The organism is Streptomyces sp. NPDC002209, from assembly GCF_042890265.1.
Taxonomy (GTDB): Bacteria; Actinomycetota; Actinomycetes; order Streptomycetales; family Streptomycetaceae; genus Streptomyces.
Genome location: NZ_JBIARX010000010.1, coordinates 209,518 through 234,702, shown reverse-complemented (window position 1 = coordinate 234,702; position 25,185 = coordinate 209,518). Strand labels below are relative to the sequence as shown.

Here is a 25,185-nt window from a genome sequence, read left to right as displayed (position 1 = left end):
CGCTGATCCTCGGCTACGCCGTGGTGAGTGCGTCGGCGATGGCCTGCATGTCGTCCGTTACGGCATCGGCTCCCGCGTCCGCGAACAGGGCGGCCTTGTGAGGCTTGTTGGCGTAGCCGATCACCATAGAACCGGCGGCGTGAGCGGCCTGGATGTCCGTGAGTGAGTCACCGATCAGGGCGCAGTGCGTCACGTCCATCTGCATCTGCTCCGCCGCCCCGATCAGCGGGAACGGGTTCGGCTTCATCAGGTGGGGCTCCCCGTGGGGTCGGCCGATGACCTTCGCTACGTACTCCCCCAACCCGTGCTCCTCCAGGAAGCGCTGGACACATTCCGCGGAGTTGTTGCTCACCACGGCCACCGCCCGCCCCGAGCCACGTACGGCCTGAAGAGCTTTCACCGCCCCCGGGGTCGGCGGGCCGGCCACCGCCACGGCTTCAACCTCGGCCGCTGTCAGTGCCTGCTCCACCGTCCGGCCTACCTCGTCACCGGCCTCGTACGCGATGCGCATGACCTCGATCGGATCGTCGGTCTCGGCGGCCTTGGCTCCGGCGGCGTCGTCCTGGACTACGAGCAGTGCCGTGAGCTGCTTGGCGACCTCCGGGGCGGGAAGCCCGGCGAACACGTCGCAGACAGGCCCGTCGAAGTCGAAGAAGATCACGCGAGCGCTCGCGAGGACTCCCGGGAGGCGGTCATCGTGCATCAAGGTCGAAGTCCCTTCCGATGGTCTCCCACACACTGTCGAACCACATGCGGGCCTGCTGGACCTGCTGCGCTCCGCTCGAGGACTCGCCGTCATTGACCGAGTGGTGGAAGAGCGTGGCGTCCTTGCCCACGAGGTCGTAGATCTCGATCGTCTCGCCCTGGGCGACGACCTTGTTGGGGCGGATCGGGTAGTACCCGAAGAACGCATCCTCGTCGTTGATCACGTAGAGCTTGAAGAACTGCGTACCGCTGTGGACCCGGACGCTGATCTGCGTCTGAGCCACCAGGCCAAGGTGCTCCAGCTCGGCGATGGCGTCCCGGATGCTGCGGGTGTAGCTGACCATGATGTCGTGCATGCGGTCGCGGAGCCGCTTGTCGTCCGCGCCGTCGTCCTTCCGCACCGGCGCCGCCTGCGGCACCGACATGTCCGGGACGAGTATCCGCATGGTGATGCTCGAAGGCGTGAGCCGACCGACCCGGATCTTGTCGAGCGGCTCCTGAAGCGCCCCGTGCAGCGTCTCGCTGGAGAAGCCTGCGAAGTCGATCGTCACGCGGTCCTTGGCGAAGGCCTGCTCGACGTACGGGCGCAGGCCCGCCGGCCGTTCGGTCCGGTTGCGTACATAGACGCCGCTGCCTTTGCGGGAGACCACCAGGCCCTCGTCTTCGAGGTCGCGCAGCGCGCGCTGGATCGTCGCCCGAGCGAACCCGTAGTGCTCCGTCAGCTTTGCGTGAGACGGGAGCTTCTCGCCTGGGCCCAGCTTCCGAGTGCGGATGGCGGCACTGAGGCTGCTCGCCACCTGCTCGTACGGGGCTCGGTCGTCGTCTGGGTCGAGGGGCTCGGGGACAAAGGTCATGCGGTCGATGTTAGGCGACACCACCCAAGCGGGACAGCCATGCCAGTCATGTTGTTGACATGGCTAGCCATCTCTCCTACCTTCGAGATGTGACCAACCGGGATAGCCAAGTTGGTCATCTAGCTTCCTGCTGGCATCTCTGAAGGAGAATCCATGCCGTCGTTCAAGGTGGACACGTCGACCGCCGTGGTGTTCGTGGCCACGGCTCCCGTCCCGAAGCTCGTCAGCAAGCAGACCGGTGAGCGCGCCATGGACCGGGAGACCAACGCCCCGCTGTCCACGGTGGGCCTGCTGATCTCGGACGAGGGGGAGGGCAACCTCTACCAGGTGACCGTGCCGGAGACCGGGCTTCCCGAGGGGCTGGCGCCGGGCATGCCGGTGTCGGTGATCGGTCTGAAGGCGCGGGACTGGGAGAACACGTTCAACGGTCAGACCCGGCACGGCATCTCGTTCCGTGCCGTCGCCCTCACCTCGGTCGGGGTCTGACCATGACCGACCTGTCGACGTTATGGGAGGTAGGCCTCCCACTGGCTGCCGGTGCGGGCGGTCTTCGATACGCCCAGCTGCGTGCGCCTCGGGCGTTCTGGTCCGTAGCCGGTCTGCCGGTGGCGCGGGTGCGATTCGCGGTGACGTACCGGGCCACGATGGACGTGTGCGGGCTGACGGTCCAGCCGTCCCGCCTGCGGGCGTTCCTTGTCCGTAACATCGCCCGCCGTAGCGACGTGCAGCCCGTACCGCCGAAGATCCGCCGGGTACGGGGGTCCTCCACCGGCATGCGGGTGACCCTGCGGCTTCCGGCCGGACTGGAGCCTGCGGACGTGATGGCGGCCTCCGAGCGGCTGCGGCACGCCTGGGGCGTCCACTCCGTCCACGTCGTCGCAACCAAGCCCGGGTTCGTGGAACTGCGGATGACCGGCTACGACGTACTGCGGCGGGTGAAGATGCCGCGTCGGCGTCCCTCCGGCCTGATGACCGTGCCGGTCGCACTCCGGGAGGACGGAACCGCCTTCGTACGGGACTACCTGAAGGTGCCTCACGCGCTGACGCTCGGCGCCAACCAGTCGGGCAAGTCCATGTACCAGCGCAACCTGATCGCGGGCCTAGCCCGGCTGCCGGTCGCCCTGGTCGGGATCGACTGCAAACGCGGTGTCGAGCAGCAGGCTTACGCGGCCCGGCTGTCGGCGCTGGCCGTAACACCCGAGGAAGCGTCCGGGCTTCTGGACGCGCTCGTAGACGAGATGGAGACCCGCTTCGACCTGCTGAGCGACTACGGCGCCGCCGACCTGTGGGGCCTGCCCGATGATGTCCGGCCGGTTCCCGTCGTGGTGCTCGTGGACGAGGTCGCGGAGCTGTTCCTGGTGGCCAGCAAGAAGGAAGAGGACCGCCGGGACCGGATGGTCATGCAGATGATCCGGCTGGGACAGATGGCCCGGGCGGCCGGAATGTACCTGGAGATCTGCGGCCAGCGATTCGGCTCCGATCTAGGCAAGGGGGCCACGACGCTTCGCGCCCAGCTCACCGGCCGTGTCGTCCACCGCGTCAACGACAAGCAGACCGCTGACATGGGCCTGGGCGACATCGCCCCGGACGCCGTCATGGCGGTCACCGCGATCCCGCCCGACCGTCCCGGCGTCGCCGTGGCAGGTGACACCTCCGGCGGCTGGTCCCGCATCCGCACGCCCGAGATGAGCGCCGATGAGGCCGCCGCGATCTGTGCCCAGTTCGCGCACCGGACCCCGGATCTCCCGGCCCTCGCCCCGTACCGGCCCGTGGCCCCGACCCCGACGGGTTCCACCGGGTCCACACCGCTGGCGAAGCCGACTCCGGCCACGAACTAGCGACTTCCCCAGAAAGGAGGTGGCTCGTGTTCCGGAATCTCCGCCCTGACGCCGTGCTCGTCCAAGCCGTCATCGCCGGTGCCCTGTCCTTCGCCCACCTGCACGATCTAGCCGCCGCAGCCGGACAGGACGGTTGGAAGGCCTGGGCCTACCCGGTCAGCGTGGACCTGCTGCTGGTCGCCGCCTGGCGCCGGATGCGTACGGACACTGCCAACCGCGACGCGTGGTTGTGGTTCGCCATCGCGCTCATCGCCTCACTCGGCGCCAATGTCGCCACCGCCGGGATGCTCGACCTGCACAACGTCCCGCCGTGGCTGCGCATCCTCGTCGCCGGATGGCCGGCGCTCGCCTTCCTCGGCGGCACCCTTCTCGCCCACGCCCCGTCCCCGGATCCACGGCCTGCGCCAGAGCCTGAGCCCGCCGAGGAACCCGTCCTGCCGGACCTGACCGTGGAACGCGCCCCGGAACCGGCTCCCGAGCTGCCCCCGGCCGCGCCCGCCCCGCAGGACATCGCACCGCAGCTGACACCCACGGCGCCTGCCGTGCCTGTTCCGCCCGCGCTGCTCGACCACGCCCGGAAGATCGCGGACGCCCACCGAGCCCAGACCGGCACCCCGATCGACGCGGGGACCCTCCGCGCTCGCCTCGGTGTTCCCGCCGCTCTGGCGGACTCGATCGCCCTCCAACTCGCCTGACACGAAAGGGGACAGATCCATGCGCCCGAATCGCTTCTACAACGTCATCCGCATCGGCCCGGTGCAGGTCGGCAGCCACAACGACGGCCGGGGCCGTACGAAGCACACCGCCGTGTGCACCGCGCCCGGCTGCGACTTCTCCGCCGACTACCTCACCCGGGCCGCCGCCGAACTCGCCGCCCGAACCCACCGCTGCAACCCGCGCTGATCACGAAGGAGACCCGCGTCATGGACGTACCTCTCTGGCTCGCCCTGATCGCCGTCGGCGTCCTCGGCTACAAGCTCGTCCGCCCGCCGCTGTGGCTCGTGGCCGTGATCCTCCTCGGCGGATTCCTGCTCGCCAAAAGCTCTCTTGCCCCGTTCCTCGCCCCGATCATCAAGTAGGGAGACCCGCCATGCTCCGACCGCGCATCCCGGTCAACCCGCTCCCGACCGGCACCGTTGCTCCACTCGCTCACGTCGTCGTCGTCCCCGAAGCCGAGCCGCGCCGTGAGCCTTCCTTGAAGTCCTGCGAACACGACGCCCCGGCCGCACCGGCCCGCGCCACGGCCCAGCTCACCCCGGGCAGCGCTTTCGCCCTCGCGGCCGGCGGTGGTGCCGTCGTCCTCGTGGTCGGCGCCATCCTCGTCTCGATGCTGCTCGCCGTCGCCATCACTGGCGTCTCCGTGGCCGTGATCGCGGTGGTCCTGCGCCTGCTGGTCAAGGACCTCCAGAAGGGGCGGTGACGCAGATGGACACGCACGTCATCGCCGCGGGCTTACCGGCCCTGGGCTGGGCCTTCCACGGCGGGATACTCCTGCGCCGCCTGGCCACCGCCCGCCGAGACCCCCTGACCGGCCTGCACACCCGCGCCGGATGGACCGCCCGCGCCGAACACCTGGTGTCCAAGCACCCCGGGGCCCTCGTCCTCCTGATCGACCTGGACGACTTCAAGGCCGTCAACGACACCCACGGTCACGCCGCCGGGGACGCGGTCCTCACCGCAACCGCGCGCCGCCTGTCCATCTGGTGCGGCCGCCACGGAATCGCCGCCCGGCTCGGCGGAGACGAATTCGCCGCCGTCGTCACCGACCCCGCCGCCACCCCGGGCCTTCCCGCCCTCCGAGCCGCCTTGGACCAGCCCGTCCCGCACAACCGCTGCACCCTGCCGGTCTCCGCCTCGGTCGGCCACTGCCACCGCGCGAACCTCCCGGTGCCCACGCTCACCGACGCGCTCTCCGCCGCCGACTCCTCGATGTACGCGGCCAAGGGCCACGGCAGGCGCCACACACGCTAAGCGGCCCCCGGAGCGGCCTCGGTCGCCAAACTTCCGCCGCCCCGGGCGCCTGAACCCCCTCCAGATCCAACGGACCCGAAAGGGAAGCCTCATCATGCCCCAGCACGCCCAGACCAAGCCCGTCTGCCGCGAATGCGACGGCTTCGCCACCGCCACGATCACCACCGGAACCCGGAACCCGGACGGCGCCCGAGACACCGTCCGCGTCCACTGCCCCACCTGCCGAGGACTCGGCCGCATCGCTCCCGCCGTCCTCGTCCGGATCGGTAGGTGAGCCCCGTGCCGAACCTCGCGCCCACGGCCAGCACCCCCGATCTGCACGTGAGCAAGCCCTCCCCGTCCGAGCCCGCCACCGCCTCCGCCGTCTGCCACTGCGGTGCCACTGCTGCCGCCAGGGGAGACGCCCAGGTCAGGGCCCTGGTCTCCGGTTGGAATGCCAACCACGGCTCCGCACACGGGAAGTGAGCACGTGACCGACACCGTCACTGCGGCGGGCCTGGACCCGGCCACCCTGAGCGATCTGCTCCGGGTGGCTGGGTCCCCCGGCTTCGACCGCCTCCACGAACAGATCCGCCGCACCGGAGGATGCACCGCACCCATCCGCCTCTCCGGCGGCACCAAGCTCGTCGACCCGGGCACCGGGACCCTGCTCCACTCGTACAACACCAGCACCGAACCCGGCGGCGTGCTCCGGGTCGCCTGCGGCAACCGCCGGGCCTCCCGTTGCCCCGCCTGCGCCTGGACGTACGCCGGAGACACCTACCACCTGATCCGCGCCGGCCTCATCGGTGATCCCGCCAAGGGCACCCCCGAGACGATCCGCGACCACCCCCGCGTCTTCGCAACCCTGACCGCCCCGTCCTTCGGACAGGTCCACAACCGCCCCGGCACCCGCCCCTGCCGCTGCGGCATCCGGCACGACGAGAATGCGTCCGAACTGGGCACGGCGCTCGACCCGTCCACGTACGACTACGTGGGCGCGGTGCTGTGGAACAACCACGCCTCCGAGTTGTGGCGCTACTTCACGATCTACCTCCGCCGAGAGATCGCCGCTCGCGCCGGGATCACGCAGGTGGAGCTGAAGGAGGAATGCCGGGTCTCATTCGGAAAGGTCGCCGAGTACCAGAAGCGCGGAGCGGTCCACTTCCATGCCGTCGTACGCCTCGATGGGCCCGCCGGACCGAATACGTCTCCACCGTCGTGGGCATCGGTCAGCCTGCTCGATGACGCAATCCGCGCCGCCGCGCGCCGCGTCGCGGTGAACCTTCCCGCCGCCGGAGACTTCCCCGCCCGCACCCTCACCTGGGGAGACCAACTCGACGTCCAGCCCATCGGTGGACTCGGGCACGAGGAGCTGACCGAACAGGCCGTTGCCTCCTACGTTGCCAAGTACGCGACCAAGGCAGCCGAGAGCACCGGCGCCACCGATACAGCCGTGCACTGCCGAAAGTGCGGGGGAACCGGGGTGTCCGACCGGTACGACCGTCCGGGGTCCGCCCTGAGTCGCTGTGCTGGCTGCCAAGGAACGGGCACCCGCGACGACCTCGCAAGGCTGCCTGTCCCCGATCACGTCCGCCGCCTCATGGCGGCCTGCATCAGCCTCCAAGCGTCCTATCCGACCCGCCGCCTCGCCGCCTGGGCTCACATGCTCGGCTTCCGCGGCCACTTCTCCACCAAGTCCCGCAGCTACTCGACCACCCTCGGCGCCTTACGCCAGGTCCGTGCCGACTACCGCGCCGCCCAGCAACGCGCCTCCCTCGGCTTGCCCAACCCCGACGACCACCCCGAGGCCACTCTCCTCGTCATCGCCCACTGGGCCTACGCCGGTAACGGCCACACACCGGGCGAATCCTGGCTCGCCGCCAACATCCGCCGGGACCTCCAGCACAACCGCGAACACGCCCACGAGATCCGAGCCCAGCTCGAAGCGGCCACTGAAGAGGAGTGGTGACCATGTCCGCACGTCTGCTCACCGTTGACCAGGTCGCCGAACTTCTCGGCACCTCGGTCCGGTTCCCCCGGCGCCTGATCGAGGAACGGCGCATCACCTTCGTTAAAGTCGGCCGGCACGTCCGTATCCCGGAGCCCGTTGTCGAGGCGTACATAGAGACCCACACCGTGCAGCCCGTTGAGCGTCGCATCGGGGCGGTGGTCTGATGGCGAACCGCAAGGGCAGGCGTCGCCGGTTCGGCAGTGTGCGACAGCTTGCGTCCGGCCGCTGGCAGGCCCGCTACCGGGACCCGCTGTCGGGCGAGATGAAGTCGGCGCCGCAGACCTTCTCCACGAAGACGGATGCCGAGGTGTGGCTGACCACGATCGAGGCGGAGATCGTCCGGGGCACATACCAGGCTCCGGACGCTGGCAAGGTTGCCTTCGGGCAGTACGCGGACGACTGGCTGAAGCACCGCAGGCTCGAGGACCGCACCCGGGAGCGGAGCGAGGGCGTGATCCGGCTGCACATCAAGCCGATCTTCGGGGCCGGGTCCGTGGCCGCGATCACCACGCCCCGGGTGCGGGCATGGCGTACCGGCCTCCTGGACGCCGGTGTGGGCGAGCCGACCGTGGTCAAGGCGTACCAGCTCCTGCGAGCCATCTTGAACACGGCTGTGGATGACGAACTGATCCGGCGCAATCCGTGCCGCATCAAGGGCGCCGACCGCTACGACGTACCCGAGCGGCCCATCCTGACCGTGGCAGAGGTGTACGCGGTGGCCGACGCCATGCCCGCGCGCTACCGGCTGCTCGTGCTGCTCGCCGCGTTCACCACGTTCCGGTTCGGCGAGTTGGCCTCCCTGCGGCGCCGGGACGTGGACCTGAACCGTTGCGTCGTCTTCGTCCGCCGTGCCCAGTCCGAGCTGCAGAACGGCAAGCTCGCCGACAAGGCGCCGAAGTCCGGGGCTGGCGTCCGTTCCGTGGCCTTCCCGGCCGAGCTCATCCCCGACGTCACCCACCATCTGGAGTACTTCGCCGGTGCCGGACAGGATGGCCACGTGTTCCAGGGCCCCCGTGGCGGCCTCCTACGGCGGAGCAACTTCCGCGACGACTGGATCACGGCCCGGGACAAGGCCGGCGTCCATGACGGGGTGCACTTTCATGACCTGCGGCACACGGGCAACACACTCGCGTCCAGTGCGGGGGCCAGCACCCGGGAGCTGATGACGCGGATGGGACACAGCACCACGCGGGCCGCGCTGATCTATCAGCACATGATGAGTGATCGTGATCAGCACATCGCGGGCAAGCTCGGCGAGATGATCCGGCACAGCCGGGGTGAAGCCGGTCCGGAGCCTTCTGGCACGTAGATGGCATGGCCGTGATCATGCGAAAGGGCCAGCCCCCGGGGAATGTCCCCGTGAGCTGGCCCTTCGTCTTGTGCCCCCGGCAGGATTCGAACCTGCGACACCCGCTTTAGGAGAGCGGTGCTCTATCCCCTGAGCTACGAAGGCCTGACCTCCGACAGCCTAGCGGATCGTCCTGCGCGGATGCGCCTTCATAAGCGAGCCTCGACTCCGGCCTGTGTGCGACCCGTGCCGGGCGTCCGGAGCGGGACGTGACGGGCCGCGCCGGTGGCCGTTCCCGCATCGAGGCGCGAGCATCCGCACGGCGATGACCGGCACGGCCGACGAGCCGGGGGAGAACACCGGCGAGGGGGTCTCGCCGTCGCCCAACCGCTCGGAGGGCGACCGGTGTTTCGTACCGGCGGTCGCAACTCGGCGGTGACGTGGCCTGGTCGCTTGACGTTCGTGCCGCGCAGAACCGGGATGGCCGAATTCCGGCTGATTCGGTTTGAGGTCGAACAGCCCGGTCCATGGGACACCCATGGACTTCCTTCGCCCCGCCGGCTGGGAGGAGGCGCTCGCCGCCAAGGCCGAGCACCCCACCGCCGTGCCCATCGCCGGCGGCACCGACGTGATGGTCGAGATCAACTTCGACCACCGCCGGCCGGAGTACCTCATGGACCTGAACCGCATCGGGCTGCTGCGGGAATGGGAGGTCGGCGAGGACGTCGTGCGGATCGGCGCGTCCGTCCCGTACACGGAGATCATGGAGCACCTCCGTACGGAACTCCCGGGTCTGGCCCTCGCCTCGCACACCGTCGCCTCACCGCAGATCCGCAACCGCGGCAGCGTCGGCGGCAACCTCGGTACGGCCTCCCCTGCGGGCGACGCGCACCCGGCGCTCCTCGCGGCCGGCGCGCAGGTCGAGGTGGAGTCCGTACGGGGCTCACGGCTGATCCCGATCGACGCGTTCTACACCGGGGTCAAGCGCAACGCCCTCGCGCCCGACGAGCTGATCAAGGCCGTCCACGTGGCCAGGGCCGACGGGCCCCAGCAGTTCTCCAAGGTCGGCACCCGCAACGCCATGGTCATCGCCGTCTGCGCCTTCGGCCTGGCCCTGCACCCGGCGACCCGGACCGTCCGTACGGGCATCGGCTCGGCGGCCCCCACGCCGATCCGGGCGAAGACGGCCGAGGAGTTCTTGGCCGCGGCCCTGGAGGAGGGCGGCTTCTGGGAGTCCCGCAAGCTCATCACCCCGTCGATCGCGAAGCAGTTCGGGGACCTCGCGGCCGCGTCGTGCAACCCGATCGACGACATCCGGGGCACCGCCCGCTACCGCCGCCACGCCGTCGGCGTCCTGGCCCGCCGCCAACTCCTGTGGACCTGGGAGGAGTACCGGGCCGGCGGAGCCGCGTGAGCCGGTGCCTCAGACGCCCATCGGGGTGTGCAGCTCCACGGTGACCTCGACCTCCACGGGCGCGTCCAGCGGCAGCACCGCCACGCCCACCGCGCTGCGGACGTGGATGCCGGCGTCGCCGAAGGCGGTGCCGAACAGCTCGCTGGCCCCGTTGACCACGCCCGGCTGGCCGGTGAACCCCGGATCGCTGGCCACGAAGCCGACCACCTTGACCACGCGTTTGACGGCGGACAGGTCACCGGCGACCGAGGCGATCGCGGCGAGGGCGTTCAGCGCGCACAGCCGGGCCAGGTCCTTGGCCTGCTCCGCGCTGACCTCGGCGCCGACCTTGCCGGTCAGCGGCAGTGCGCCGTCGACCATCGGGAGCTGGCCGGAGGTGTACGCGTAGTGCCCGTTGACCAGGGCGGGCACGTACGCGCCCAGCGGGGCGAGGGTCTTCGGGAGGCTGAGCCCGGCCGCGGCGAGCCGCTCTTCGGGGGTGCCGGTCGTCATCCTGTGTCTCCTCGGTCTCGTCGTCTCACGGTCACATCAGGTCATGTCGTCTTGTGGTCGCGCGTTGTGGCCACCGCGCCGCGCCGGCTCAGGGGCGGGTGATCCGGATCTGGAAGCTGCCGTCGCGCAGCTCGCCCACCACCGAGATGCTGATGCCGGCCTTGTCGTCGGTGAACGTCTCGCCCGGCCGGAACGGCGCGTCCGACAGCTCCCCGTGCACGTTGGGCCGCCGGGTGCAGCCGCCGCTGCCGTTCGCGCTGTCCGAGACGGTCACGGGACCGCGCCCGGTGTCCACCTCGGAGTCCACCTTGTAGATCAGTACGCCGGGCTTGCAGACGGCCTCGTCGTTCCCGGCCCGGGTGCGCACCTCCACCGCGTACCCGGCGCTCTCCGACACCGGCACGAAGGCCAGCTTCGTGCCGCCCTCCACCCCGAGCGGGGTCAGGGTGTGGTCGCTGACGCCGGATTTCGAGGCGCAGCTGATCTGCGAGCCGTCCAGCCAGCCCAGCTTCCACTTGTGCCAGCCCAGCAGGTCGTTGTTGGCGCCCCAGTCCTCGCTCATGATGTCCCAGTGCCCGACCGCGCCCCCGCCGTCGGCGGTGTACAGGTCGGGCAGTCCGAAGACGTGCCCGTTCTCGTGGGGGAGCACCCGGTAGCCGGTCTCCCGGTAGGAGCCCGAGCCGTCGTCCTGGCGGCTGTAGACGAAGGACGTGTTGGCGAGCGGCACGCCGTCGGCCATGGGGGCCTCGCCGTTGCCGGAGAAGGTCACCGAGAGCACGGTGTCCAGGGCGGACGGTCCGGCGTTCGGCGTGACCAGGACGTTGACCAGGTCGTAGCGGCTGAAGTCCACCTCGGGGTCGGCGGCCTTCGCGATGTGCTCGACGAGCTGCCGGTAGCCCGGCTCGTACGCGGAGCCGCGCTCGATCCCGTACGCGGCGAACGGCATCGGCATCCGCAGCCAGGTCCTTATCGGCGCCTCGGCGCGGTACGTGAGGCGGCCGTAGGAGCTGGTGCGGAACCAGTCGGAGGTCTGGGGGAAGAACTCCGCGAGCCGGTCCAGTGCCGTGCCCTCGCCCTTGGCGTCCGGGAAGTCGATCATCAGGTTCAGCGCCCGGACCTCGCCGGTCGAGCGGGAGTACCCGGGTGGGGTCGGCATGCCCTCGGACATCTGCACGCCCATCGCGCCGGTGATCCGGCAGGGTGCCAGTGCGGACTCGGCGCTCGTGGCCACGGGCCCGGCCGTGGAGTGGCTGCGGTCGGCTATCCCCGTGCTCGCGGTGGCGGTGACACCGAGGGCCAGCGCGGTGAGGCCGATGTAGGCGCCGGCACGGCGTGGTGTGCGTATCCGGTGGCGGGTCTGCGGCATGGAGATCGCCTTCGGGTCCGCGGCAGCCGGCCGGGCCCGGACTGCGCTCTGTGCGATCACCCTCCGTCGGCTGCGGCGCGCCCGCGCGTCGGGTGCGTCCGAACGGGAACCGCGATGTGACTCAGGTCACACATGAGGGTGAAATAACCGGGGACGCAATCCCCGTTTGTACGGGAGTCCCGCAAAGCGGGGACCGGCTCCCCGTTTGAAGGGGGCGGGTACGAGTCCAGGCCCAGGGAGGCCTCGCATGACGCGCTCCACCACCCTCGCGGCGGCCACGGCCGCCCCGGAGGCGGCCGTGGCCGTGGACCCGGTCGGCCCGGAGCCCGCTCCCACGCGCGTCCCGCGTCCGCGCGCGGACGCCGTCCGCAACCGCGAGCGGATCCTGGTGGCGGCGCGCGAGGTGCTCGTGGAGCTGGGCTCGGGCGCACCGTTCGACGAGGTCGCCCGCCGGGCGGGCATCGGCAACGCCACGCTGTACCGGCACTTCCCCGACCGGGCCGCCCTGGTCCACCACGTGGTGCTCTTCGTCATGGACCGGGTCACGGCCCAGGCCGAGGACTCGCTCGCCGAGGAGCCCGACGCCTTCGCCGCGCTGTGCCGCTTCACGCACGCCGCCGCGGACGAGCGGATCGGGGCCCTGTGTCCCATGCTCGCCGGGGACTTCGACGGCGAGCACCCCGAACTCGTCGCGGCCCGCGAGGCCTTGGCGGAAGCCGTCGAGGCCCTGGTCGCCGCCGGCCAGGAGGCCGGCCTGATCCGCACGGACATCGGCGTCGGCGACCTCATGGTCGCCCTCTCCCAGCTCAGCCGGCCCCTGCCGGGCATCAGCTGCACCGAGGTGGAGGGGTTCGTCCACCGCCATCTCCAGCTGTTCCTGGACGGGTTGCGGGCCCCGGCCCGCTCCCGGCTGCCCGGTGCGGCGGCCACCCTCGAGGACCTGAGGCAGAAAACCATGTGACGCCCTGGGTCGCGCCCACTAGCGTCGTAAACCCGGATCAAACGTCTCGAACGTTCTTTTTTCAGTCATTCCGCATATGAAATGGGTACCCCCATGCCAAAAACGGCCGCGACCCTCGCGCCGGCTGCCGATCCCAGTCGCTGGAAGGCGCTCGTCTTCATAGCCCTGGCGCAGCTGATGGTCGTCCTCGACGCGACCATCGTGAACATCGCCCTCCCGTCCGCGCAGACCGACCTCGGCATCTCCGACGGCAACCGCCAGTGGGTCATCACCGCGTACGCCCTGGCCTTCGGCGGGCTGCTCCTCTTCGGCGGCCGCATCGCCGACAAGTGGGGCCGCAAGAACGCCTTCATCGTCGGCCTCATCGGTTTCGCCCTGGCCTCCGCGCTCGGCGGCGCGGCCAACGGCGAGGCGATGATGCTCGGCGCCCGCGCCCTCCAGGGTGCCTTCGGCGCACTGCTCGCCCCGGCCGCGCTCTCCCTGCTGGCCGTCATGTTCACCGACGCCAAGGAGCGCGCCAAGGCCTTCGGCATCTACGGTGCGATCGCCGGCGGCGGTGGCGCCGTCGGCCTGATCCTCGGCGGCTTCCTCACCGAGTACCTGAACTGGCGCTGGACCTTCTTCGTCAACATCCCGTTCGCGATCGTCGCGGCCGTGGGTGCCTGGCTGGTCATCCGTGAGCCCGCCGGCGGCCGCAACCGCGCGCCGCTCGACATCCCCGGCGTGGTCCTGTCCACGCTCGGCCTCGTCGCGCTGGTCTACGGCTTCACCCGCGCCGAGTCGGCCGGCTGGTCCGACGCGGTCACCGTGGCCATGTTCATCGCCTCGGCGACGCTGCTCGCGGCCTTCGTGTTCGTCGAGTCCCGCGTGAAGTCCCCGCTGCTGCCGCTGCGCGTCCTGCTGGAGCGCAACCGCGGCGGTGTCTACCTCTCCCTGGGTCTCGCCGTCATCGCGATGTTCGGCCTGTTCCTCTTCCTGACGTACTACCTCCAGGTCGTGAAGGGCTTCTCGCCGGTCAAGACCGGCTTCGCCTTCCTGCCGATGATCGCGGGCATGATCACGGGCTCCACGCAGATCGGTGCCCGCCTGATGACCCGGGTCGCGCCCCGGCTGCTGATGGGCCCGGGCTTCCTGCTCGCCGCCACCGGCATGCTGATGCTGACCCAGCTCGAGGTCGGGTCCTCGTACCCGGCGCTGATCCTGCCGGCGCAGCTGCTGCTGGGCCTCGGCATGGGTACGGCGTTCATGCCGGCCATGTCGCTGGCCACGCACGGGGTGAACCCGGCCGACGCCGGTGTCGCCTCCGCCATGGTCAACACCTCGCAGCAGGTGGGCGGCGCGATCGGCACCGCCCTGCTGAACACGATCGCCGCCTCGGCGACCACCGCGTACCTGACCGACCACGCGGCCGAGGCCGCGGCGGGCGGTCCGGCGGCGAAGCTGATCCAGGCCCAGGCGATGGTGGAGGGCTACTCCAGCGCCATCTGGTGGGCGGTCGGCATCCTCGTCGCCAGCTCGACCATCGCCCTGACCCTGATCAACACCGGCCGTCCGGGCGCCGGCGGTCCCGTCGCCTCCGGTGACGGTGCGGGCGCCGACGCCGAGGTGAAGGTTCCGGTGATCGCCCACTGACGCGGCTCGGGGTACCCCGGGAATGACTGCCGACCCCGTGTCGTTCAAATTTGAACGACACGGGGTCGGTCTTGTGTCGGGCCCCGTACCGGTTCGGCTGGGAATGGGTCGGTTGTCCAGGCAACCGGAAACGGGCGGGGGTCGTCTTCAGGGGTGAAGTGCAGCCACGGCGCGCGTCGCGGCGTGTGACGGCGGTCTCACGGACGTGACGCCCGTACGGGTCGGCGAAGGCTTCCGGGCCGGCCGGGAACGCGGGCCTGACCTGCACCTCTTCGAGCCCTGGCGGCGTCCTGCCCCGCCCCCTGCGCGAGGGATGGCGGGGCAGGATACTGCAAGATCTCGAAAAAGAGGGATCGGCGTGGGAATTCTGTCCCGATTCCAGTCGTTGTTTCCTTCGGAAGCGGGCACTCGGGAGAGTGTCCAGGGACGCAGAGCCGCGTTCCAGCAGCCGCACCGCGACCTAACTCATTGCAAGGGAGCACGCATGGCAACCCGCGCCGTCGCCCGTCGTCAGTCCAGGAGCAGCGCCCGCGCTGTGGGCGGGGAGATCGCCGACCGCGACCTGGTGGGCATGTACCTGGACGAGATCGCGCGCACCCCCCTGCTCGACGCGGCCAAGGAAGTGGAGCTCTCGCAGATCATCGAGGCGGGCGTGTACGCCCAGCAGATCCTCGACGGCGAGACCGGGCGCGAGGGCGAGACGCCGTCGCGCGAGGAGCTGGAAGCACTGGCCGCCGAGGGAGAGCGCGCCAAGGAGATCTTCATCCGCTCCAACCTCCGCCTCGTCGTGGCCGTCGCCCGCCGCTACCCGCGCAGCGGCCTGCCCCTGCTGGACCTGATCCAGGAGGGCAATGCGGGCCTGGTGCGCGCCGTCGAGAAGTTCGACTACGCCAAGGGCTTCAAGTTCTCCACGTACGCCACGTGGTGGATCCGCCAGGCCATCACCCGCTCCATCGCCGACCAGTCCCGCACCATCCGCCTCCCCGTCCACCTGGTGGAGGAGCTCGGCCGGATCCGGCGGATCCAGCGGGAGTTCAACCGGGAGAACGGCCGGGACCCGGACCACGCGGAGATCGCCGCCGAGCTGGACTCGACGGAGAAGCGCGTGGGAGACGTCCTGGACTGGGCCCGCGACCCGGTCAGCCTGAACATGTCCGTGGACGACGAGGGCGAGACGCAGTTCGGCGACCTCCTCGAGGACACCTCCGCGATCTCCCCCGAGCAGTCCGTGCTCTCGCTCCTGCGCAGCGAGGAGCTGGAGGACCTGCTGGGCAAGCTGGACCAGCGCACGGCGTCGATCATCAAGATGCGGTACGGCATCGACGACGGCCGCGAGCGGACCCTGACGGAGGTCGGCAAGCAGCACGGCCTGACCCGGGAGCGGATCCGCCAGATCGAGAAGCACGCGCTCCTCGAGCTGAAGCGCATGGCCCGCGACACGGGCTTCGACGCCGTGGCCTGACCCGGCCCGCGCGCAGCCCCCTCGAACGAGCCCTCGGCGTCTACCCCCCCCAGACGCCGGGGGCTCCCCTTCTGCCCCCGCGTGCGGCGGAACTCCCGGCCGCTCCCGGCTACGGCGCCGTAGCCGAGGCCAGGCGGGCGGCCAGCGCACGGGCCGCCGCCGCCAGGACGTCCGGGGCGTGGACCGTGAAGGGCATGCCGACCAGCGCCAGACGGGCCGCCACCCACTCGGGGGAGTCCGCGCTCGAGAACCGCACCCGGCAGCCCCCGTCCACGGGCTCGGCATCGGCCCGCAGCCAGCCCGGCAGCGCCTCCGCCGGGCCCGCGAACGACGCCTCCACCGCGTACGTCTCCCCGACCCGAAGCCCGCGCCGTACGAACTCCGCCGCCTCCATCGGCAGCTCCCGCGGAGTGAACCGCGCGCCGGTGGCGAACGGCTCCGCCACCCGGTCCACCCGGAACGTCCGCCAGTCCTCCCGGTCCAGGTCGTACGCCACCAGGTACCACCGGCTCCCCGTGCTCACCAGCCGGTACGGCTCCACCAGCCGGCGCGAGTCCGCCCCGTCGCGCGCCCGGTACGCGAACCGCAGCCGCTCCGGCCCCGCCACCGCCGACGCCATCGTCGTCAGCGTCCGCGGGTCCACGCTGGCCCCGTCCCCGCGGGTCACCGCGATCGTGGCCGACTGCAGCGCGCCCACCCGGTGCCGCAGCCGCCCCGGCAGGACCTGTTCCAGCTTCGCGAGGGCCCGTACGGAGGCCTCCTCCACCCCCTCGATCGCATGCCCGGCACCCGCCCGCAGCCCCACCGCGATCGCCACGGCCTCCTCGTCGTCCAGCAGCAGCGGCGGCATCGCGGCCCCCGCCACCAGCCGGTACCCGCCCTCCGCACCCAGCGTGGCCTCCACCGGGTACCCGAGCTCCCGCAGGCGTTCGATGTCGCGCCGGATCGTCCTCGCGCTCACCCGCAGCCGTTCCGCCAGCTCGCTCCCGGGCCATTCGCGCGGGGTCTGGAGCAGGGAGAGCAGGGTGAGCAGCCGTGCCGGGGTGTCCGTCATGGAATCCAGGTTGCCAGTCAAATAGGACACCAACTGACCTACATCCCGTCTAGGTTTCTCTCCATGAGCACCGAGACGTCCAAGACATCGCCCGAGAGAGAGAACGGGCCCGCACAAGAAGAGCGGAACGAAGCCGTCCTCGACGAAGCAGCTTCCGGCTCGCCCGCCGACCGCCGCCGCTGGCTGGCGCTCGCCATCGTGATGACCGCGGCCTTCATGGACCTGGTCGACGTCACGATCGTCAACATAGCGATACCCCGCATGCGCGAGGACTTCGGCGCCTCCACCAGCGCGATCCAGTGGATCACCGCCGGTTACGCGCTCGCCTTCGCCGCCGGCCTGATCACCGGCGGCCGTCTCGGTGACATCTACGGCCGCAAGCGCCTGTTCCTCGTCGGCATCGCCGGCTTCACCGCCGCCTCGCTGCTCTGCGGCATCGCCGCCAACCCCGACATGCTCGTCGCCTCCCGCATCCTCCAGGGCGGCATGGCGGCGATGATGGTCCCGCAGGTGCTGGCCATCATCCACGTGACGTTCCCGCCCCACGAGCGCGGCAAGGTCTTCGGCATGTTCGGCGCGATCGTCGGCCTCGGCGCCGTCTCCGGCCCGATGCTGGGCGCCCTGCTCACCGAGTGGAACCTCCTCGGCCTCGAATGGCGCCCGATCTTCCTGATCAACCTGCCGGTCGGCATCGCCGGCGTGATCCTGGGCCGCAAGTTCATCACCGAGTCCAAGGCCCCCAAGGCCCTGCGCCTCGACGTGATCGGTGTCGTGCTCGCCACTCTCGCCCTGGTCATGCTGATCTTCCCCCTGACGCACGGCCGCGAGAACGACTGGCCGCTCTGGGGCTTCGTCTGCATGATCGCCTCGCCGTTCGTCTTCGCCGCCTTCATCGCGTACGAGAAGTACAAGATCCGCAAGGACGGTTCCCCGCTGGTGGAGCTCTCCCTCTTCAAGGTCAAGAGCTTCGCGGGCGGTATCGCCGTCCAGCTGACCTTCGGCATCGCGACCGGCATCTTCTTCCTGGTCTGGACGATGTACATGCAGATGGGCCTCGGCTGGAGCGCCCTGAAGGCCGGCGCCACCGGCATCCCCTTCTCCCTCGCCGTCTCGGCCGCCGCGGGCATGTCCGTGGGCAAGCTCGTGCCGCGCTTCGGCCGCAAGGTCCTCCAGGCGGGCGCGCTCATCATGGCCGCGGGCATCCTCCTCTACATCTGGGAGGCGCAGCGCTACGGGATGGAGATCGCCTCCTGGCAGATGGCCGCGCCGCTGATCCTCATGGGCACGGGCATGGGGCTGATCGTCGCGCCGCTGAACGACACCGTGCTGTCCGAGGTGCCGCGCGAGCACGCCGGTTCGGCGTCCGGTCTGATCAACACCACCGGCCAGATGGGCAACGCGCTGGGCCTCGGCCTCACGTCCGTCGTCTTCTTCGGGCTGATGGACGACGACCGCGTCTTCGGTCCGCCGTACGTCGACGCCTTCCACGGTGCGCTGTGGTGGATCGTGGCCGTGATGCTCGTGATCTTCGCGGTGATGTTCGTGCTGCCGCGCAAGTCGGTCCCGGTGGAGCAGCGCGAGGGCGGCAGCCAGGCCGAGCCCGCGGCCGCTCCGGAGGCCGTCCCCGCCGGGTAGCCCCGCGCCGTTCCCCTGACGGGCATGTCCGCTTCTGTTGGCGGACATGCCCGTTTGCTTTGGTTTGCTGCGGAACGGGCGTACGGTAGGCGCGTGATCCGCAGAGGTCGTGCTCGTATGATCCTCACCGTCACTCCGAACCCCTCCCTCGACCGGACGTACGAGGTCCCCTCGCTGGGCCGCGGCGCCGTGCTGCGCGCCACCGGTGACCGCGTCGACCCCGGCGGCAAGGGGGTCAACGTCTCCCGCGCGGTGGCCGCCGCGGGAGTCCTCACGACGGCGGTCCTCCCGCTCGGCGGCGCCTCGGGCACGCTGATCGCCGAACTGCTGGGCGCACAGGGCGTGGACGTCACCGCGGTGACGGTCGCCGGTCAGACCCGGTCGAACATCGCGCTCGTCGAACCCGACGGCACCCTCACCAAGATCAACGCGCCCGGCCCCGAACTCACCGCCGAGGAATCCCGCCTCCTGCTGGAGAGCGTCCGTACCGCGACCGGAGACCCGGCCTGGATCGCGGCCTGCGGCAGCCTCCCGCGCGGCCTGGCGCCCGAGTGGTACGCCGACCTGGTCGCCCGCGCCCGCGAGACCGGCGCCAAGGTCGCGCTGGACACCTCGGGCCCGGCGCTGACCGCCGCACTGCGGGCCGGCCCGGACCTGATCAAGCCCAACGCCGCGGAGCTCGCCCAGGCGGTCGGCCGCCCGCTGGCCACCCTGGGCGAGGTCGCCCGGGCGGCCCAGGAGCTGCGTTCCCGGGGCGCGGGTGCGGTGCTCGCCTCGCTCGGCGCGGACGGCCAGCTGCTGGTGAGCGCCGAGGGCACGTTCCACGGCACCGCCCCCGTGGCCGCCGTACGCAGCGACGTCGGTGCCGGGGACGCCTCCCTGGCCGGCTTCCTGATCGCGGGCGGGACCGGCCCCGGGGCCCTCGCCTCGGCCCTGGCCCACGGCGCGGCCGCGGTCCAGCTCCCCGGCAGCGCCGTGCCGGTCCCCGCGGACCTGCGTCCGGAGGCGGTCCGCGTCACCGAGAACCCGCCCCCGGACCTGCGCCTGTCCACCCCCGCCGCGCCGTGAAGCAGCGCTCCGGGGCGGCGCCCCGAGGCGGCGCCGGGCGGGCCTACCTCACCCGCGCGCGGAGCTCCATCGCCCCGCGGGCGGCCGACTCGCTCTCGTATACCTCGCACATGTGCCGCCCGTCCGGTGTCGCCGTGTGCTCGACCTCCCACAGGCTGACCTCGCTCCCGTCCAGCAGCACGAACGAGTGCTCGTACAGGCTGAATCCGGCACTCCGCCCGTCCGCCCTGCACGGCCGGGTGCCGAACGCCTGCGTGATCTGGTGTGCGTACGCCGATCTCAATAACTGCGCCGTCCGCTCGCCCGGCCGGTCCGGGTTCTCCGCGCGCCGCAGCACCCTGCGGGCATGGTCGGCGGACTCCTCCACCGCGTACTCGCGGCGGCGGTGCGCCGGCGCACCGGCCGCGAACAGCGCGCTCAGCACCGGCACGTCGGTGTCCGGCTCGTCCTCGGCGGCGGCGAACGCCGGGTCCAGCTCCGGGTCGAACGCGGCCTCCGCCGGGGCGTCGCCGAACAGCCGGGCCACGGCCAGGCAGGTCTCCGCCTTGCTGACGAAGACCTCGTGCCGGATCGTCCGGTCGCCCTCCAGCCGGTACACCAGCTCCCACAGGGAAGCCGAACCGCCGTCGGACAGCAGGTAGGTGTGCCGGTGGGTCTCCCGCCAGCGACCCGCCGCCGGGCTGTGGTGGGTGGTGTACAGGGAGGAGCTGTGGGCGAGCGCCGTGCCGAGGCGCTCGACCAACCGGTCCGGCAGGTCGAAGGAGTTGAGGGCGCGGCCCAGGAGTCGCTCGAGGTGCGCCTCGGTTGTCTCGTACGGATCGCTCAAGGTGGGTCTCCAGGCCGTCGCAGCTAGTGACTTCGCGGAAGCTCAACGTAGCCCCTGGCTCTGACATCACGTCCGGGGTTCGGTAAAACGTCCGGGAAGCATCAGGGGTTCCCCCACCCCTTCAGGTCAACTTGCGCATGGATGAGCATGGTTCGCCCGGGTCTGTGCCGGAGAGGGGGAGCATGGGCCGTATGGCAACGAAAACAGTGGGCCTTCCCCGCCAGCAGGAGCGGCCCCGCAGTCGACACGAGGACGAACCGGCCGCCACCCCGCGGGCGTTGGCCTGGCTGCTGGCGCTGACCGGGGCGGCCGGGGTGCTGGCCTCGTGGGTGATCACCCTCGACAAGTTCCTGCTGCTGGAGGACCCGGACTTCAAGCCCGCCTGCAGCCTCAACCCCGTGGTCTCCTGCGGCAGCGTCATGAAGAGCGACCAGGCGGCGGCCTTCGGCTTCCCCAACCCCCTGCTGGGACTGGTCGCGTACGGGGCCGTCGTGTGCGTCGGCGCGGGCCTGCTGGCCGGCGCCCGCTACCGCGGCTGGTTCTGGCTGGGACTGAACGCCGGCACGCTCTTCGGAGTCGGCTTCTGCAGCTGGCTGATGGTGCAGTCCCTGTACGAGATCAACGCGCTCTGCCTGTGGTGCTGTCTGACCTGGGTGTCCACCCTGCTGATGTTCTGGGCGGTCACCGCGCACAACGTCAGCAGCCGTGCACTGCCCGCACCCGGCCCGCTGAGGACCTTCTTCACCGAATTCGGCTGGGCCCCGCCCGCCCTGCACATCGGCGTGATCGGGATGCTGATCCTCACCAGGTGGTGGGAGTTCTGGACCGGATGACGGCCCGGCGCGCGCGAGGGCCCCGGCAGCTGGAGGCTGCCGGGGCCCTCGTTACATCGCTCCACGGGCGGGGTGGGCCCGGACCACAGAAGGCGGGGGAGCGGAGATCAGCTGCCGAAGGAGCCGTTGCCCGACAGGACCGGGATGTTGTCCAGGATGTGCGAGAGCGGCTCGTCGCCCTTGGCCTGGGTGGAGTTCTCGGTGCACTGCTGGTTCATCGGGTTGGACAGGAGCTGGATGTCCTGGACGCCGATGTTGAGGGCCGCGAGGATCGACTGCGCGTTGACCTTGACCGGCAGACCGATGCAGGGCTTGTTGAGGGTGCCCTGGACCAGGCCGAGCTGCGGGCTCAGGTCGCCGTGGGTCTTCTGGTTGCCGTAGATCTGCTGGGCACCATTGCCGTTGATGGTGTTGATCCCGTTGTCGTTGCCGATGGCCATGGCCGGGGCGGCAACAGCAGCGCCCGCGCCGACGGCGGCGGCGGTGACCGCGGCAGCAGTCATGATCTTCTTGAGCATCATTGGTCCTTTTGTCGCACGAGTGCCCGCTAGTGGAGCGCCCTGGTCAACTGCCCTGCCAGGGGGTTGGTTCCGCTGCTTCACTCAAACGGCCCGCCCGGTTCGAGGTTTTCCCCGCCCCGGGTGAGCCTCCTGCGGACGCGTGCACGAAGCCCGTACGCAGCCCGCACAGCCGACCGGGACCCCGCACACTCCGGTTGCGCTCCGTGCAGGGTGTTCGCACGGTGGGTAAGGAAGCGGATCGCTCGGGTCCGCCTCTGTGCGACCACCGAAGGAACCCCTATGCACCGCACGAAGCCGTTCCGCAGCCGCGTCCTCGTCCCGTCGGCCCTCGCCGTCGTCATACTCACCGGCGCGGCCGCCCCCGCGGGCGCCGCGGACGGTGACGCGGCAGCCGCCGTCAAGAAACGAGTGGCGGCCGCCCAGCAGCAGATCGACCGCCGCGTGGCGGCGGCAGGCCCGCTCGACGACCTCCTCGCGGGGATCACCGCGACCCTGGACGGACTCCTCAAGTCCCTCCAGGGCCTGCTTCCGGGGGTGACGCTGCCGCCGATCCAGCTGCCGACGCTGCCGAACCTCCCGGCGATCCCGGCGATCCCGGCGCTGCCGATCCCCTCCATCCCCGAGATCCCGGAGATCCCCGAGATCCCCGAGATTCCGGACATCCCCGAGATCCCCGAACTCCCCGTGTCCAAGCCGGCGGCGCCCGTCTCGAAGCCGGCGACACCCGTGTCCAAGCCGGCGGCGCCCGTCTCGAAGCCCGCGGCGCCCGTGTCCAAGCCGGCGCTTCCGGTGCCCGCCGTCCCGGCGCGGCCGGCGCCCGCACCGGTACCGGCCAACCCGGTCCTGACCCCGGTGGAGATCGTGCCGGAGGGTCCCGGCCTCCCGTAGCGGGGAGGCGGGGTGGCAGAGGACGGCCGAAAACCGCTCGTGGTTACGACTATTGAGCTGAACAGGTCTGATTGCGCGCCAGGCCGTGTCGTCCGGGAGCCTGAACCGTTTCGCTCGGTGTGAGCCCCGCGTCGGGGCAGAACATCGAACAGAAGGTGCACTTCCCATGAACTCTGCCAAGAAGGCCGCCCTGGTCCTGGCCTCCGCCGGTCTCGCTGCGGCCGGTGCCGCCGGCTCCGCCATGGCCGACTCGTCGGCCGAGGGCGCGGCCGTGGGCTCCCCCGGTGTCCTCTCGGGCAACCTGGCCCAGGTCCCGGTTCACGTCCCGATCAACGTCTGCGGCAACACCGTGAACATCATCGCGGCGCTGAACCCCGCGTTCGGCAACGTCTGCGTCAACGACTGACGTCAGTCGGCAGATCCTGACTGTGGGCGCCACCGGCCTCGCCGGTGGCGCCCACAGTGGTGTGTGCCCGGGGCGGTGATTCGACCGGCTCAGTGCGCCCCGCCGTTGAGCTTCACGCCACCGAGGAGCGGGGACGCCTGCGTGAGCCCGTTCGCGGCGCCGAGCACCTCGCCCGGCGCATTGTTGCGGACCTGGTTGACGCGCTGCGCGGTGTCCACGACCTTGGCGACGCTCTCGCCCTGCTCGGCCACCCCGTTGTTCAGGGTCTGCGGGAGCGACTCGGTGACGGGGGCGAGCGAGTTGACCGCATCGGTGGCCCCGCCCGTCAGGCTCATGGGGGGCATCGCGGCCGGGGCTTCGGCCGCGAAGGCAGGAGCGGCGGCGCCGAGCGCGGCAACGGAACCGGCGATGACCGCGGCGACCTTCGTGAGCTTCATTATCGAAATCCTCTTCTTTCGTGGACAGAGGCGTCAGTGGCGACCATGGCGCCGCTTTCGCCCTGGGTAACGATTCCCCGCCGCTCCGGAAACGCGTACGGCAACGGCCGGAGAACCCGTCAGGGGATTCTCCGGCCGATATTTATTCTGATTACCGGTATTGCCGGTCAGGCGATACGGGACCTCCGGTACAGAATGGCGCCGCCCAGGATCAGTGCCGAGGCGAGGGCCGCCGCGGCGCCGGGCCGACCCGCACCGGTCTCGGCGAGCGCCGGCGCGGAGACGCGGGCCGGCGCGGGAGCAGGGGCGGGAGCGGGAGCGGCCGGGACCGGGGCCGCGGGGACGGGCGCCGGTGCGGGTGCCGGCGTCAGGTGGACGGGGGTGTCGCCGGCGGGGGCGGCCGGCGGCTGGTCGGCGGGACGGACGACCTCGGGAGCGGGGGCCGGGGCCGGGTGCTCCACGAACTGGCTGCCGTGCGGCGGGGCGGGGGCGGGCCCTTCCTCGGCGACGGGAGCGGGCGCCGGAAGCGGCCGGGGCGCCTCGGCGACCGGAGCCGGGGCGGGGAGCGTCACGGGCGTCTGCGCGACCGGCGCCGGGAGGGTCACCGGGGCGGGGACCGGGGCCGGCGCGGGCTGCGGCGGCGCGGGCGTGTGCGCCACGGGAGCCTCGGGGGCCGGGGCGGGCTTCGGAGCCGGGTGGGGGACGGGCCTGGGAGCCGGGTGCTCCGCCGCCGGCTGCGGCTTCGGGTGCGGCTTCGGCTGCAGGTGGGGCCTCGGCTGCGGCCGCTCGGGTGCCGGGGGCGCGTGGTGGGCCGCGGGCGCCGGGGCCGGGAGGGCGTGCGGGTGGTCGTCGCACTCCTCCTCGTCCGGGCCGCCGTAGCCGCCCTGCCCGCGCGGTCCGCCGTGCTCGCCGTGGTCGGCCGGCCCGCCGTGGCTCCGGTCGCCCTCCTGCCCCGATCCGCCGTAGCCGCCCTCGTCGCGGGACTCCTCGTACCGGGGTGCCGCGTGGCGCGGTGCCTGCCGGCGGGACTCCTCGTGGCGGGGCTCCTCGCGGCGCTGCTCCGGCAGCGCGTGCCGGCCGCCCTGGCGCTCCTGGAGGTAGTGCTCGAAGGCCTCGGCGTGCTCGGGGCTGAGGTAGCGCCCGTAGTCGTGGTCGGCGTGGTGCGCGTCCGAACCGGTCGTGGTGGCGCAGTTGTTCCCGAACGAGGGGTTGAGCGCCGCCCCGCCGTCCACGCTGTTGCCGCACACGTTCGGCGAGAGGGTGATCGGTACCGAGACGCTGTTGCCGGAGAGCACACCCGGCGAATGCGAGGCCTCGGCCACCGCCCCCGGGTGCGCGTAGGCCGCGCCGGTCGCGATCGACAGCAGGCTCGAGGCGGCCGCCGCCGTGAGCACCCCCTTGCCCAGTACCTGTCGGCTCAGTACCTGTCGCATGGGTCCTTCCCTGTCTACCGGCTCCCGCCGGTTTTGAATCGAAGGTGGCCTCGGAGTGCACCGCCGTGCACTCCGAGGCCACCCCGAGGAGGTTTGCCCTTGCGGGCA

General features: G+C 71.2%; 30 protein-coding genes and 1 tRNA gene. 21 read left to right on the top strand and 10 right to left on the bottom strand.

The genetic code is table 11. The features are described from left to right. Positions 1 to 13: 13 nt before the first annotated feature. Together ACFYXK_RS21670 and ACFYXK_RS21665 are read right to left on the bottom strand one after the other, a co-directional pair. Positions 14 to 703, bottom strand: coding sequence for an HAD family hydrolase (locus ACFYXK_RS21670; protein ID WP_389412594.1), 690 nt, complete (start codon positions 701 to 703; stop codon positions 14 to 16). Then, on the bottom strand, positions 693 to 1,559 hold the full coding sequence (locus ACFYXK_RS21665; protein WP_389412593.1) for a GntR family transcriptional regulator: 867 nt from the start codon (positions 1,557 to 1,559) through the stop codon (positions 693 to 695). The genes ACFYXK_RS21670 and ACFYXK_RS21665 overlap by 11 nt, the downstream gene beginning before the upstream one ends. 153 nt (positions 1,560 to 1,712) lie before the next feature. Here ACFYXK_RS21665 and ACFYXK_RS21660 point away from each other — a divergent pair, with 153 nt between their 5' ends. The 12 genes from ACFYXK_RS21660 (at position 1,713) to ACFYXK_RS21605 (ending at position 8,670) form a co-directional block, all read left to right on the top strand. Further along, the gene (locus ACFYXK_RS21660; RefSeq protein ID WP_389412592.1) at positions 1,713 to 2,045 is read left to right on the top strand and encodes a hypothetical protein; all 333 of its coding nucleotides are present in this window, start codon (positions 1,713 to 1,715) and stop codon (positions 2,043 to 2,045) included. Positions 2,046 to 2,047: 2 nt separating this feature from the next. After that, entirely contained in the window at positions 2,048 to 3,397 is a 1,350-nt protein-coding gene (locus tag ACFYXK_RS21655) for an FtsK/SpoIIIE domain-containing protein (protein ID WP_389412591.1), read from the top strand. A gap of 26 nt (positions 3,398 to 3,423) precedes the next feature. Continuing rightward, positions 3,424 to 4,092, top strand: a complete 669-nt coding sequence (locus ACFYXK_RS21650) for a DUF2637 domain-containing protein (protein WP_389412590.1) — start codon at positions 3,424 to 3,426, stop codon at positions 4,090 to 4,092. 19 nt (positions 4,093 to 4,111) lie between these two features. Continuing rightward, a complete protein-coding gene (locus ACFYXK_RS21645) occupies positions 4,112 to 4,300 on the top strand; it encodes a mobile element transfer protein (protein ID WP_389412589.1) in 189 nt (62 codons plus the stop codon). A gap of 20 nt (positions 4,301 to 4,320) precedes the next feature. After that, a complete protein-coding gene (locus ACFYXK_RS21640; RefSeq protein ID WP_389412588.1) occupies positions 4,321 to 4,476 on the top strand; it encodes a hypothetical protein in 156 nt (51 codons plus the stop codon). Between the two features lie 11 nt (positions 4,477 to 4,487). Beyond that, positions 4,488 to 4,817 carry a SpdD-like protein gene (locus tag ACFYXK_RS21635; RefSeq protein ID WP_389412587.1) on the top strand — a complete coding sequence of 110 codons (330 nt, stop codon included), beginning with the start codon at positions 4,488 to 4,490 and terminating at the stop codon, positions 4,815 to 4,817. Between the two features lie 5 nt (positions 4,818 to 4,822). Further along, the gene (locus tag ACFYXK_RS21630) at positions 4,823 to 5,368 is read left to right on the top strand and encodes a GGDEF domain-containing protein (protein WP_389412644.1); all 546 of its coding nucleotides are present in this window, start codon (positions 4,823 to 4,825) and stop codon (positions 5,366 to 5,368) included. Between the two features lie 94 nt (positions 5,369 to 5,462). Beyond that, positions 5,463 to 5,642: a hypothetical protein gene (locus ACFYXK_RS21625; RefSeq protein ID WP_389412586.1), complete on the top strand. Its 180-nt coding sequence runs from the start codon at positions 5,463 to 5,465 to the stop codon at positions 5,640 to 5,642. A gap of 5 nt (positions 5,643 to 5,647) precedes the next feature. Beyond that, positions 5,648 to 5,833, top strand: a complete 186-nt coding sequence (locus tag ACFYXK_RS21620) for a hypothetical protein (protein ID WP_389412585.1) — start codon at positions 5,648 to 5,650, stop codon at positions 5,831 to 5,833. Positions 5,834 to 5,837: 4 nt separating this feature from the next. Next, positions 5,838 to 7,319: a replication initiator gene (locus ACFYXK_RS21615; RefSeq protein WP_389412584.1), complete on the top strand. Its 1,482-nt coding sequence runs from the start codon at positions 5,838 to 5,840 to the stop codon at positions 7,317 to 7,319. A gap of 2 nt (positions 7,320 to 7,321) precedes the next feature. Next, positions 7,322 to 7,525 (top strand): helix-turn-helix domain-containing protein, encoded by a 204-nt coding sequence (locus ACFYXK_RS21610; protein WP_389412583.1) that lies wholly within the window; start codon positions 7,322 to 7,324, stop codon positions 7,523 to 7,525. Further along, on the top strand, positions 7,525 to 8,670 hold the full coding sequence (locus tag ACFYXK_RS21605) for a tyrosine-type recombinase/integrase (protein WP_389412582.1): 1,146 nt from the start codon (positions 7,525 to 7,527) through the stop codon (positions 8,668 to 8,670). Before ACFYXK_RS21610 ends, ACFYXK_RS21605 begins: the two co-directional genes overlap by 1 nt. Before the next feature lie 71 nt (positions 8,671 to 8,741). On the opposite strand, the gene ACFYXK_RS21600 is transcribed toward ACFYXK_RS21605, so the two are convergent. After that, positions 8,742 to 8,814: transfer RNA gene (locus ACFYXK_RS21600), tRNA-Arg, on the bottom strand. Between the two features lie 373 nt (positions 8,815 to 9,187). Here ACFYXK_RS21600 and ACFYXK_RS21595 point away from each other — a divergent pair. Continuing rightward, complete coding sequence (locus tag ACFYXK_RS21595; protein WP_383514999.1) at positions 9,188 to 10,063, top strand: FAD binding domain-containing protein; 876 nt, start codon at positions 9,188 to 9,190, stop codon at positions 10,061 to 10,063. 9 nt (positions 10,064 to 10,072) lie between these two features. Here the strand turns inward: ACFYXK_RS21595 and ACFYXK_RS21590 are convergent, their stop codons facing one another. Both ACFYXK_RS21590 and ACFYXK_RS21585 read right to left on the bottom strand, forming a co-directional pair. Beyond that, complete coding sequence (locus ACFYXK_RS21590) at positions 10,073 to 10,555, bottom strand: RidA family protein (protein WP_389412581.1); 483 nt, start codon at positions 10,553 to 10,555, stop codon at positions 10,073 to 10,075. An 88-nt stretch (positions 10,556 to 10,643) separates the two neighbouring features. Next, complete coding sequence (locus ACFYXK_RS21585; RefSeq protein ID WP_389412580.1) at positions 10,644 to 11,921, bottom strand: M6 family metalloprotease domain-containing protein; 1,278 nt, start codon at positions 11,919 to 11,921, stop codon at positions 10,644 to 10,646. 247 nt (positions 11,922 to 12,168) lie between these two features. On the opposite strand from ACFYXK_RS21585, the gene ACFYXK_RS21580 reads away from it, so the two are divergent. The 3 genes from ACFYXK_RS21580 (at position 12,169) to ACFYXK_RS21570 (ending at position 15,976) form a co-directional block, all read left to right on the top strand. Then, positions 12,169 to 12,882 carry a TetR/AcrR family transcriptional regulator gene (locus ACFYXK_RS21580; RefSeq protein ID WP_389412579.1) on the top strand — a complete coding sequence of 238 codons (714 nt, stop codon included), beginning with the start codon at positions 12,169 to 12,171 and terminating at the stop codon, positions 12,880 to 12,882. Positions 12,883 to 12,975: 93 nt separating this feature from the next. After that, on the top strand, positions 12,976 to 14,514 hold the full coding sequence (locus ACFYXK_RS21575; RefSeq protein ID WP_389412578.1) for an MFS transporter: 1,539 nt from the start codon (positions 12,976 to 12,978) through the stop codon (positions 14,512 to 14,514). A 484-nt stretch (positions 14,515 to 14,998) separates the two neighbouring features. Further along, positions 14,999 to 15,976, top strand: coding sequence for a sigma-70 family RNA polymerase sigma factor (locus ACFYXK_RS21570; protein ID WP_389412577.1), 978 nt, complete (start codon positions 14,999 to 15,001; stop codon positions 15,974 to 15,976). Positions 15,977 to 16,085: 109 nt separating this feature from the next. Here ACFYXK_RS21570 and ACFYXK_RS21565 read toward each other — a convergent pair whose 3' ends face one another. Then, the gene (locus ACFYXK_RS21565; protein WP_389412576.1) at positions 16,086 to 17,030 is read right to left on the bottom strand and encodes a helix-turn-helix transcriptional regulator; all 945 of its coding nucleotides are present in this window, start codon (positions 17,028 to 17,030) and stop codon (positions 16,086 to 16,088) included. 63 nt (positions 17,031 to 17,093) lie between these two features. Between ACFYXK_RS21565 and ACFYXK_RS21560 the strand changes: the two genes are divergently transcribed. Both ACFYXK_RS21560 and pfkB read left to right on the top strand, forming a co-directional pair. After that, the gene (locus tag ACFYXK_RS21560) at positions 17,094 to 18,665 is read left to right on the top strand and encodes an MFS transporter (RefSeq protein ID WP_389412575.1); all 1,572 of its coding nucleotides are present in this window, start codon (positions 17,094 to 17,096) and stop codon (positions 18,663 to 18,665) included. A 117-nt stretch (positions 18,666 to 18,782) separates the two neighbouring features. Further along, a complete protein-coding gene (gene pfkB, locus ACFYXK_RS21555; RefSeq protein WP_389412574.1) occupies positions 18,783 to 19,733 on the top strand; it encodes a 1-phosphofructokinase in 951 nt (316 codons plus the stop codon). Between the two features lie 43 nt (positions 19,734 to 19,776). Here pfkB and ACFYXK_RS21550 read toward each other — a convergent pair whose 3' ends face one another. Continuing rightward, positions 19,777 to 20,559: a DUF6227 family protein gene (locus ACFYXK_RS21550; RefSeq protein ID WP_389412573.1), complete on the bottom strand. Its 783-nt coding sequence runs from the start codon at positions 20,557 to 20,559 to the stop codon at positions 19,777 to 19,779. Between the two features lie 191 nt (positions 20,560 to 20,750). Between ACFYXK_RS21550 and ACFYXK_RS21545 the strand changes: the two genes are divergently transcribed. Further along, the gene (locus tag ACFYXK_RS21545; RefSeq protein ID WP_389412572.1) at positions 20,751 to 21,392 is read left to right on the top strand and encodes a vitamin K epoxide reductase family protein; all 642 of its coding nucleotides are present in this window, start codon (positions 20,751 to 20,753) and stop codon (positions 21,390 to 21,392) included. Positions 21,393 to 21,499: 107 nt separating this feature from the next. On the opposite strand, the gene ACFYXK_RS21540 is transcribed toward ACFYXK_RS21545, so the two are convergent. Beyond that, positions 21,500 to 21,910 (bottom strand): rodlin, encoded by a 411-nt coding sequence (locus ACFYXK_RS21540; protein WP_389412643.1) that lies wholly within the window; start codon positions 21,908 to 21,910, stop codon positions 21,500 to 21,502. Positions 21,911 to 22,192: 282 nt separating this feature from the next. On the opposite strand from ACFYXK_RS21540, the gene ACFYXK_RS21535 reads away from it, so the two are divergent. Beyond that, positions 22,193 to 22,801, top strand: coding sequence for a hypothetical protein (locus tag ACFYXK_RS21535; RefSeq protein WP_389412571.1), 609 nt, complete (start codon positions 22,193 to 22,195; stop codon positions 22,799 to 22,801). A 166-nt stretch (positions 22,802 to 22,967) separates the two neighbouring features. After that, positions 22,968 to 23,207: a chaplin gene (locus ACFYXK_RS21530; RefSeq protein ID WP_389412570.1), complete on the top strand. Its 240-nt coding sequence runs from the start codon at positions 22,968 to 22,970 to the stop codon at positions 23,205 to 23,207. A gap of 89 nt (positions 23,208 to 23,296) precedes the next feature. Here ACFYXK_RS21530 and ACFYXK_RS21525 read toward each other — a convergent pair whose 3' ends face one another. Then, positions 23,297 to 23,644: a hypothetical protein gene (locus ACFYXK_RS21525; protein ID WP_389412569.1), complete on the bottom strand. Its 348-nt coding sequence runs from the start codon at positions 23,642 to 23,644 to the stop codon at positions 23,297 to 23,299. Between the two features lie 167 nt (positions 23,645 to 23,811). Further along, a complete protein-coding gene (locus tag ACFYXK_RS21520) occupies positions 23,812 to 25,077 on the bottom strand; it encodes a chaplin (RefSeq protein ID WP_389412568.1) in 1,266 nt (421 codons plus the stop codon). Positions 25,078 to 25,185 lie beyond the last annotated feature (108 nt).

Coding starts and splice junctions, on each gene's coding strand:
- ACFYXK_RS21670 (WP_389412594.1), bottom strand. CDS start 703: ATGCACGATGACCGCCTCCCGGGAGTCCTCGCGAGCGCTCGCGTGATC.
- ACFYXK_RS21665 (WP_389412593.1), bottom strand. CDS start 1,559: ATGACCTTTGTCCCCGAGCCCCTCGACCCAGACGACGACCGAGCCCCG.
- ACFYXK_RS21660 (WP_389412592.1), top strand. CDS start 1,713: ATGCCGTCGTTCAAGGTGGACACGTCGACCGCCGTGGTGTTCGTGGCC.
- ACFYXK_RS21655 (WP_389412591.1), top strand. CDS start 2,048: ATGACCGACCTGTCGACGTTATGGGAGGTAGGCCTCCCACTGGCTGCC.
- ACFYXK_RS21645 (WP_389412589.1), top strand. CDS start 4,112: ATGCGCCCGAATCGCTTCTACAACGTCATCCGCATCGGCCCGGTGCAG.
- ACFYXK_RS21640 (WP_389412588.1), top strand. CDS start 4,321: ATGGACGTACCTCTCTGGCTCGCCCTGATCGCCGTCGGCGTCCTCGGC.
- ACFYXK_RS21635 (WP_389412587.1), top strand. CDS start 4,488: ATGCTCCGACCGCGCATCCCGGTCAACCCGCTCCCGACCGGCACCGTT.
- ACFYXK_RS21630 (WP_389412644.1), top strand. CDS start 4,823: ATGGACACGCACGTCATCGCCGCGGGCTTACCGGCCCTGGGCTGGGCC.
- ACFYXK_RS21625 (WP_389412586.1), top strand. CDS start 5,463: ATGCCCCAGCACGCCCAGACCAAGCCCGTCTGCCGCGAATGCGACGGC.
- ACFYXK_RS21610 (WP_389412583.1), top strand. CDS start 7,322: ATGTCCGCACGTCTGCTCACCGTTGACCAGGTCGCCGAACTTCTCGGC.
- ACFYXK_RS21605 (WP_389412582.1), top strand. CDS start 7,525: ATGGCGAACCGCAAGGGCAGGCGTCGCCGGTTCGGCAGTGTGCGACAG.
- ACFYXK_RS21595 (WP_383514999.1), top strand. CDS start 9,188: ATGGACTTCCTTCGCCCCGCCGGCTGGGAGGAGGCGCTCGCCGCCAAG.
- ACFYXK_RS21590 (WP_389412581.1), bottom strand. CDS start 10,555: ATGACGACCGGCACCCCCGAAGAGCGGCTCGCCGCGGCCGGGCTCAGC.
- ACFYXK_RS21585 (WP_389412580.1), bottom strand. CDS start 11,921: ATGCCGCAGACCCGCCACCGGATACGCACACCACGCCGTGCCGGCGCC.
- ACFYXK_RS21580 (WP_389412579.1), top strand. CDS start 12,169: ATGACGCGCTCCACCACCCTCGCGGCGGCCACGGCCGCCCCGGAGGCG.
- ACFYXK_RS21575 (WP_389412578.1), top strand. CDS start 12,976: ATGCCAAAAACGGCCGCGACCCTCGCGCCGGCTGCCGATCCCAGTCGC.
- ACFYXK_RS21570 (WP_389412577.1), top strand. CDS start 14,999: ATGGCAACCCGCGCCGTCGCCCGTCGTCAGTCCAGGAGCAGCGCCCGC.
- ACFYXK_RS21565 (WP_389412576.1), bottom strand. CDS start 17,030: ATGACGGACACCCCGGCACGGCTGCTCACCCTGCTCTCCCTGCTCCAG.
- ACFYXK_RS21560 (WP_389412575.1), top strand. CDS start 17,094: ATGAGCACCGAGACGTCCAAGACATCGCCCGAGAGAGAGAACGGGCCC.
- pfkB (WP_389412574.1), top strand. CDS start 18,783: ATGATCCTCACCGTCACTCCGAACCCCTCCCTCGACCGGACGTACGAG.
- ACFYXK_RS21545 (WP_389412572.1), top strand. CDS start 20,751: ATGGCAACGAAAACAGTGGGCCTTCCCCGCCAGCAGGAGCGGCCCCGC.
- ACFYXK_RS21540 (WP_389412643.1), bottom strand. CDS start 21,910: ATGCTCAAGAAGATCATGACTGCTGCCGCGGTCACCGCCGCCGCCGTC.
- ACFYXK_RS21535 (WP_389412571.1), top strand. CDS start 22,193: ATGCACCGCACGAAGCCGTTCCGCAGCCGCGTCCTCGTCCCGTCGGCC.
- ACFYXK_RS21530 (WP_389412570.1), top strand. CDS start 22,968: ATGAACTCTGCCAAGAAGGCCGCCCTGGTCCTGGCCTCCGCCGGTCTC.
- ACFYXK_RS21525 (WP_389412569.1), bottom strand. CDS start 23,644: ATGAAGCTCACGAAGGTCGCCGCGGTCATCGCCGGTTCCGTTGCCGCG.
- ACFYXK_RS21520 (WP_389412568.1), bottom strand. CDS start 25,077: ATGCGACAGGTACTGAGCCGACAGGTACTGGGCAAGGGGGTGCTCACG.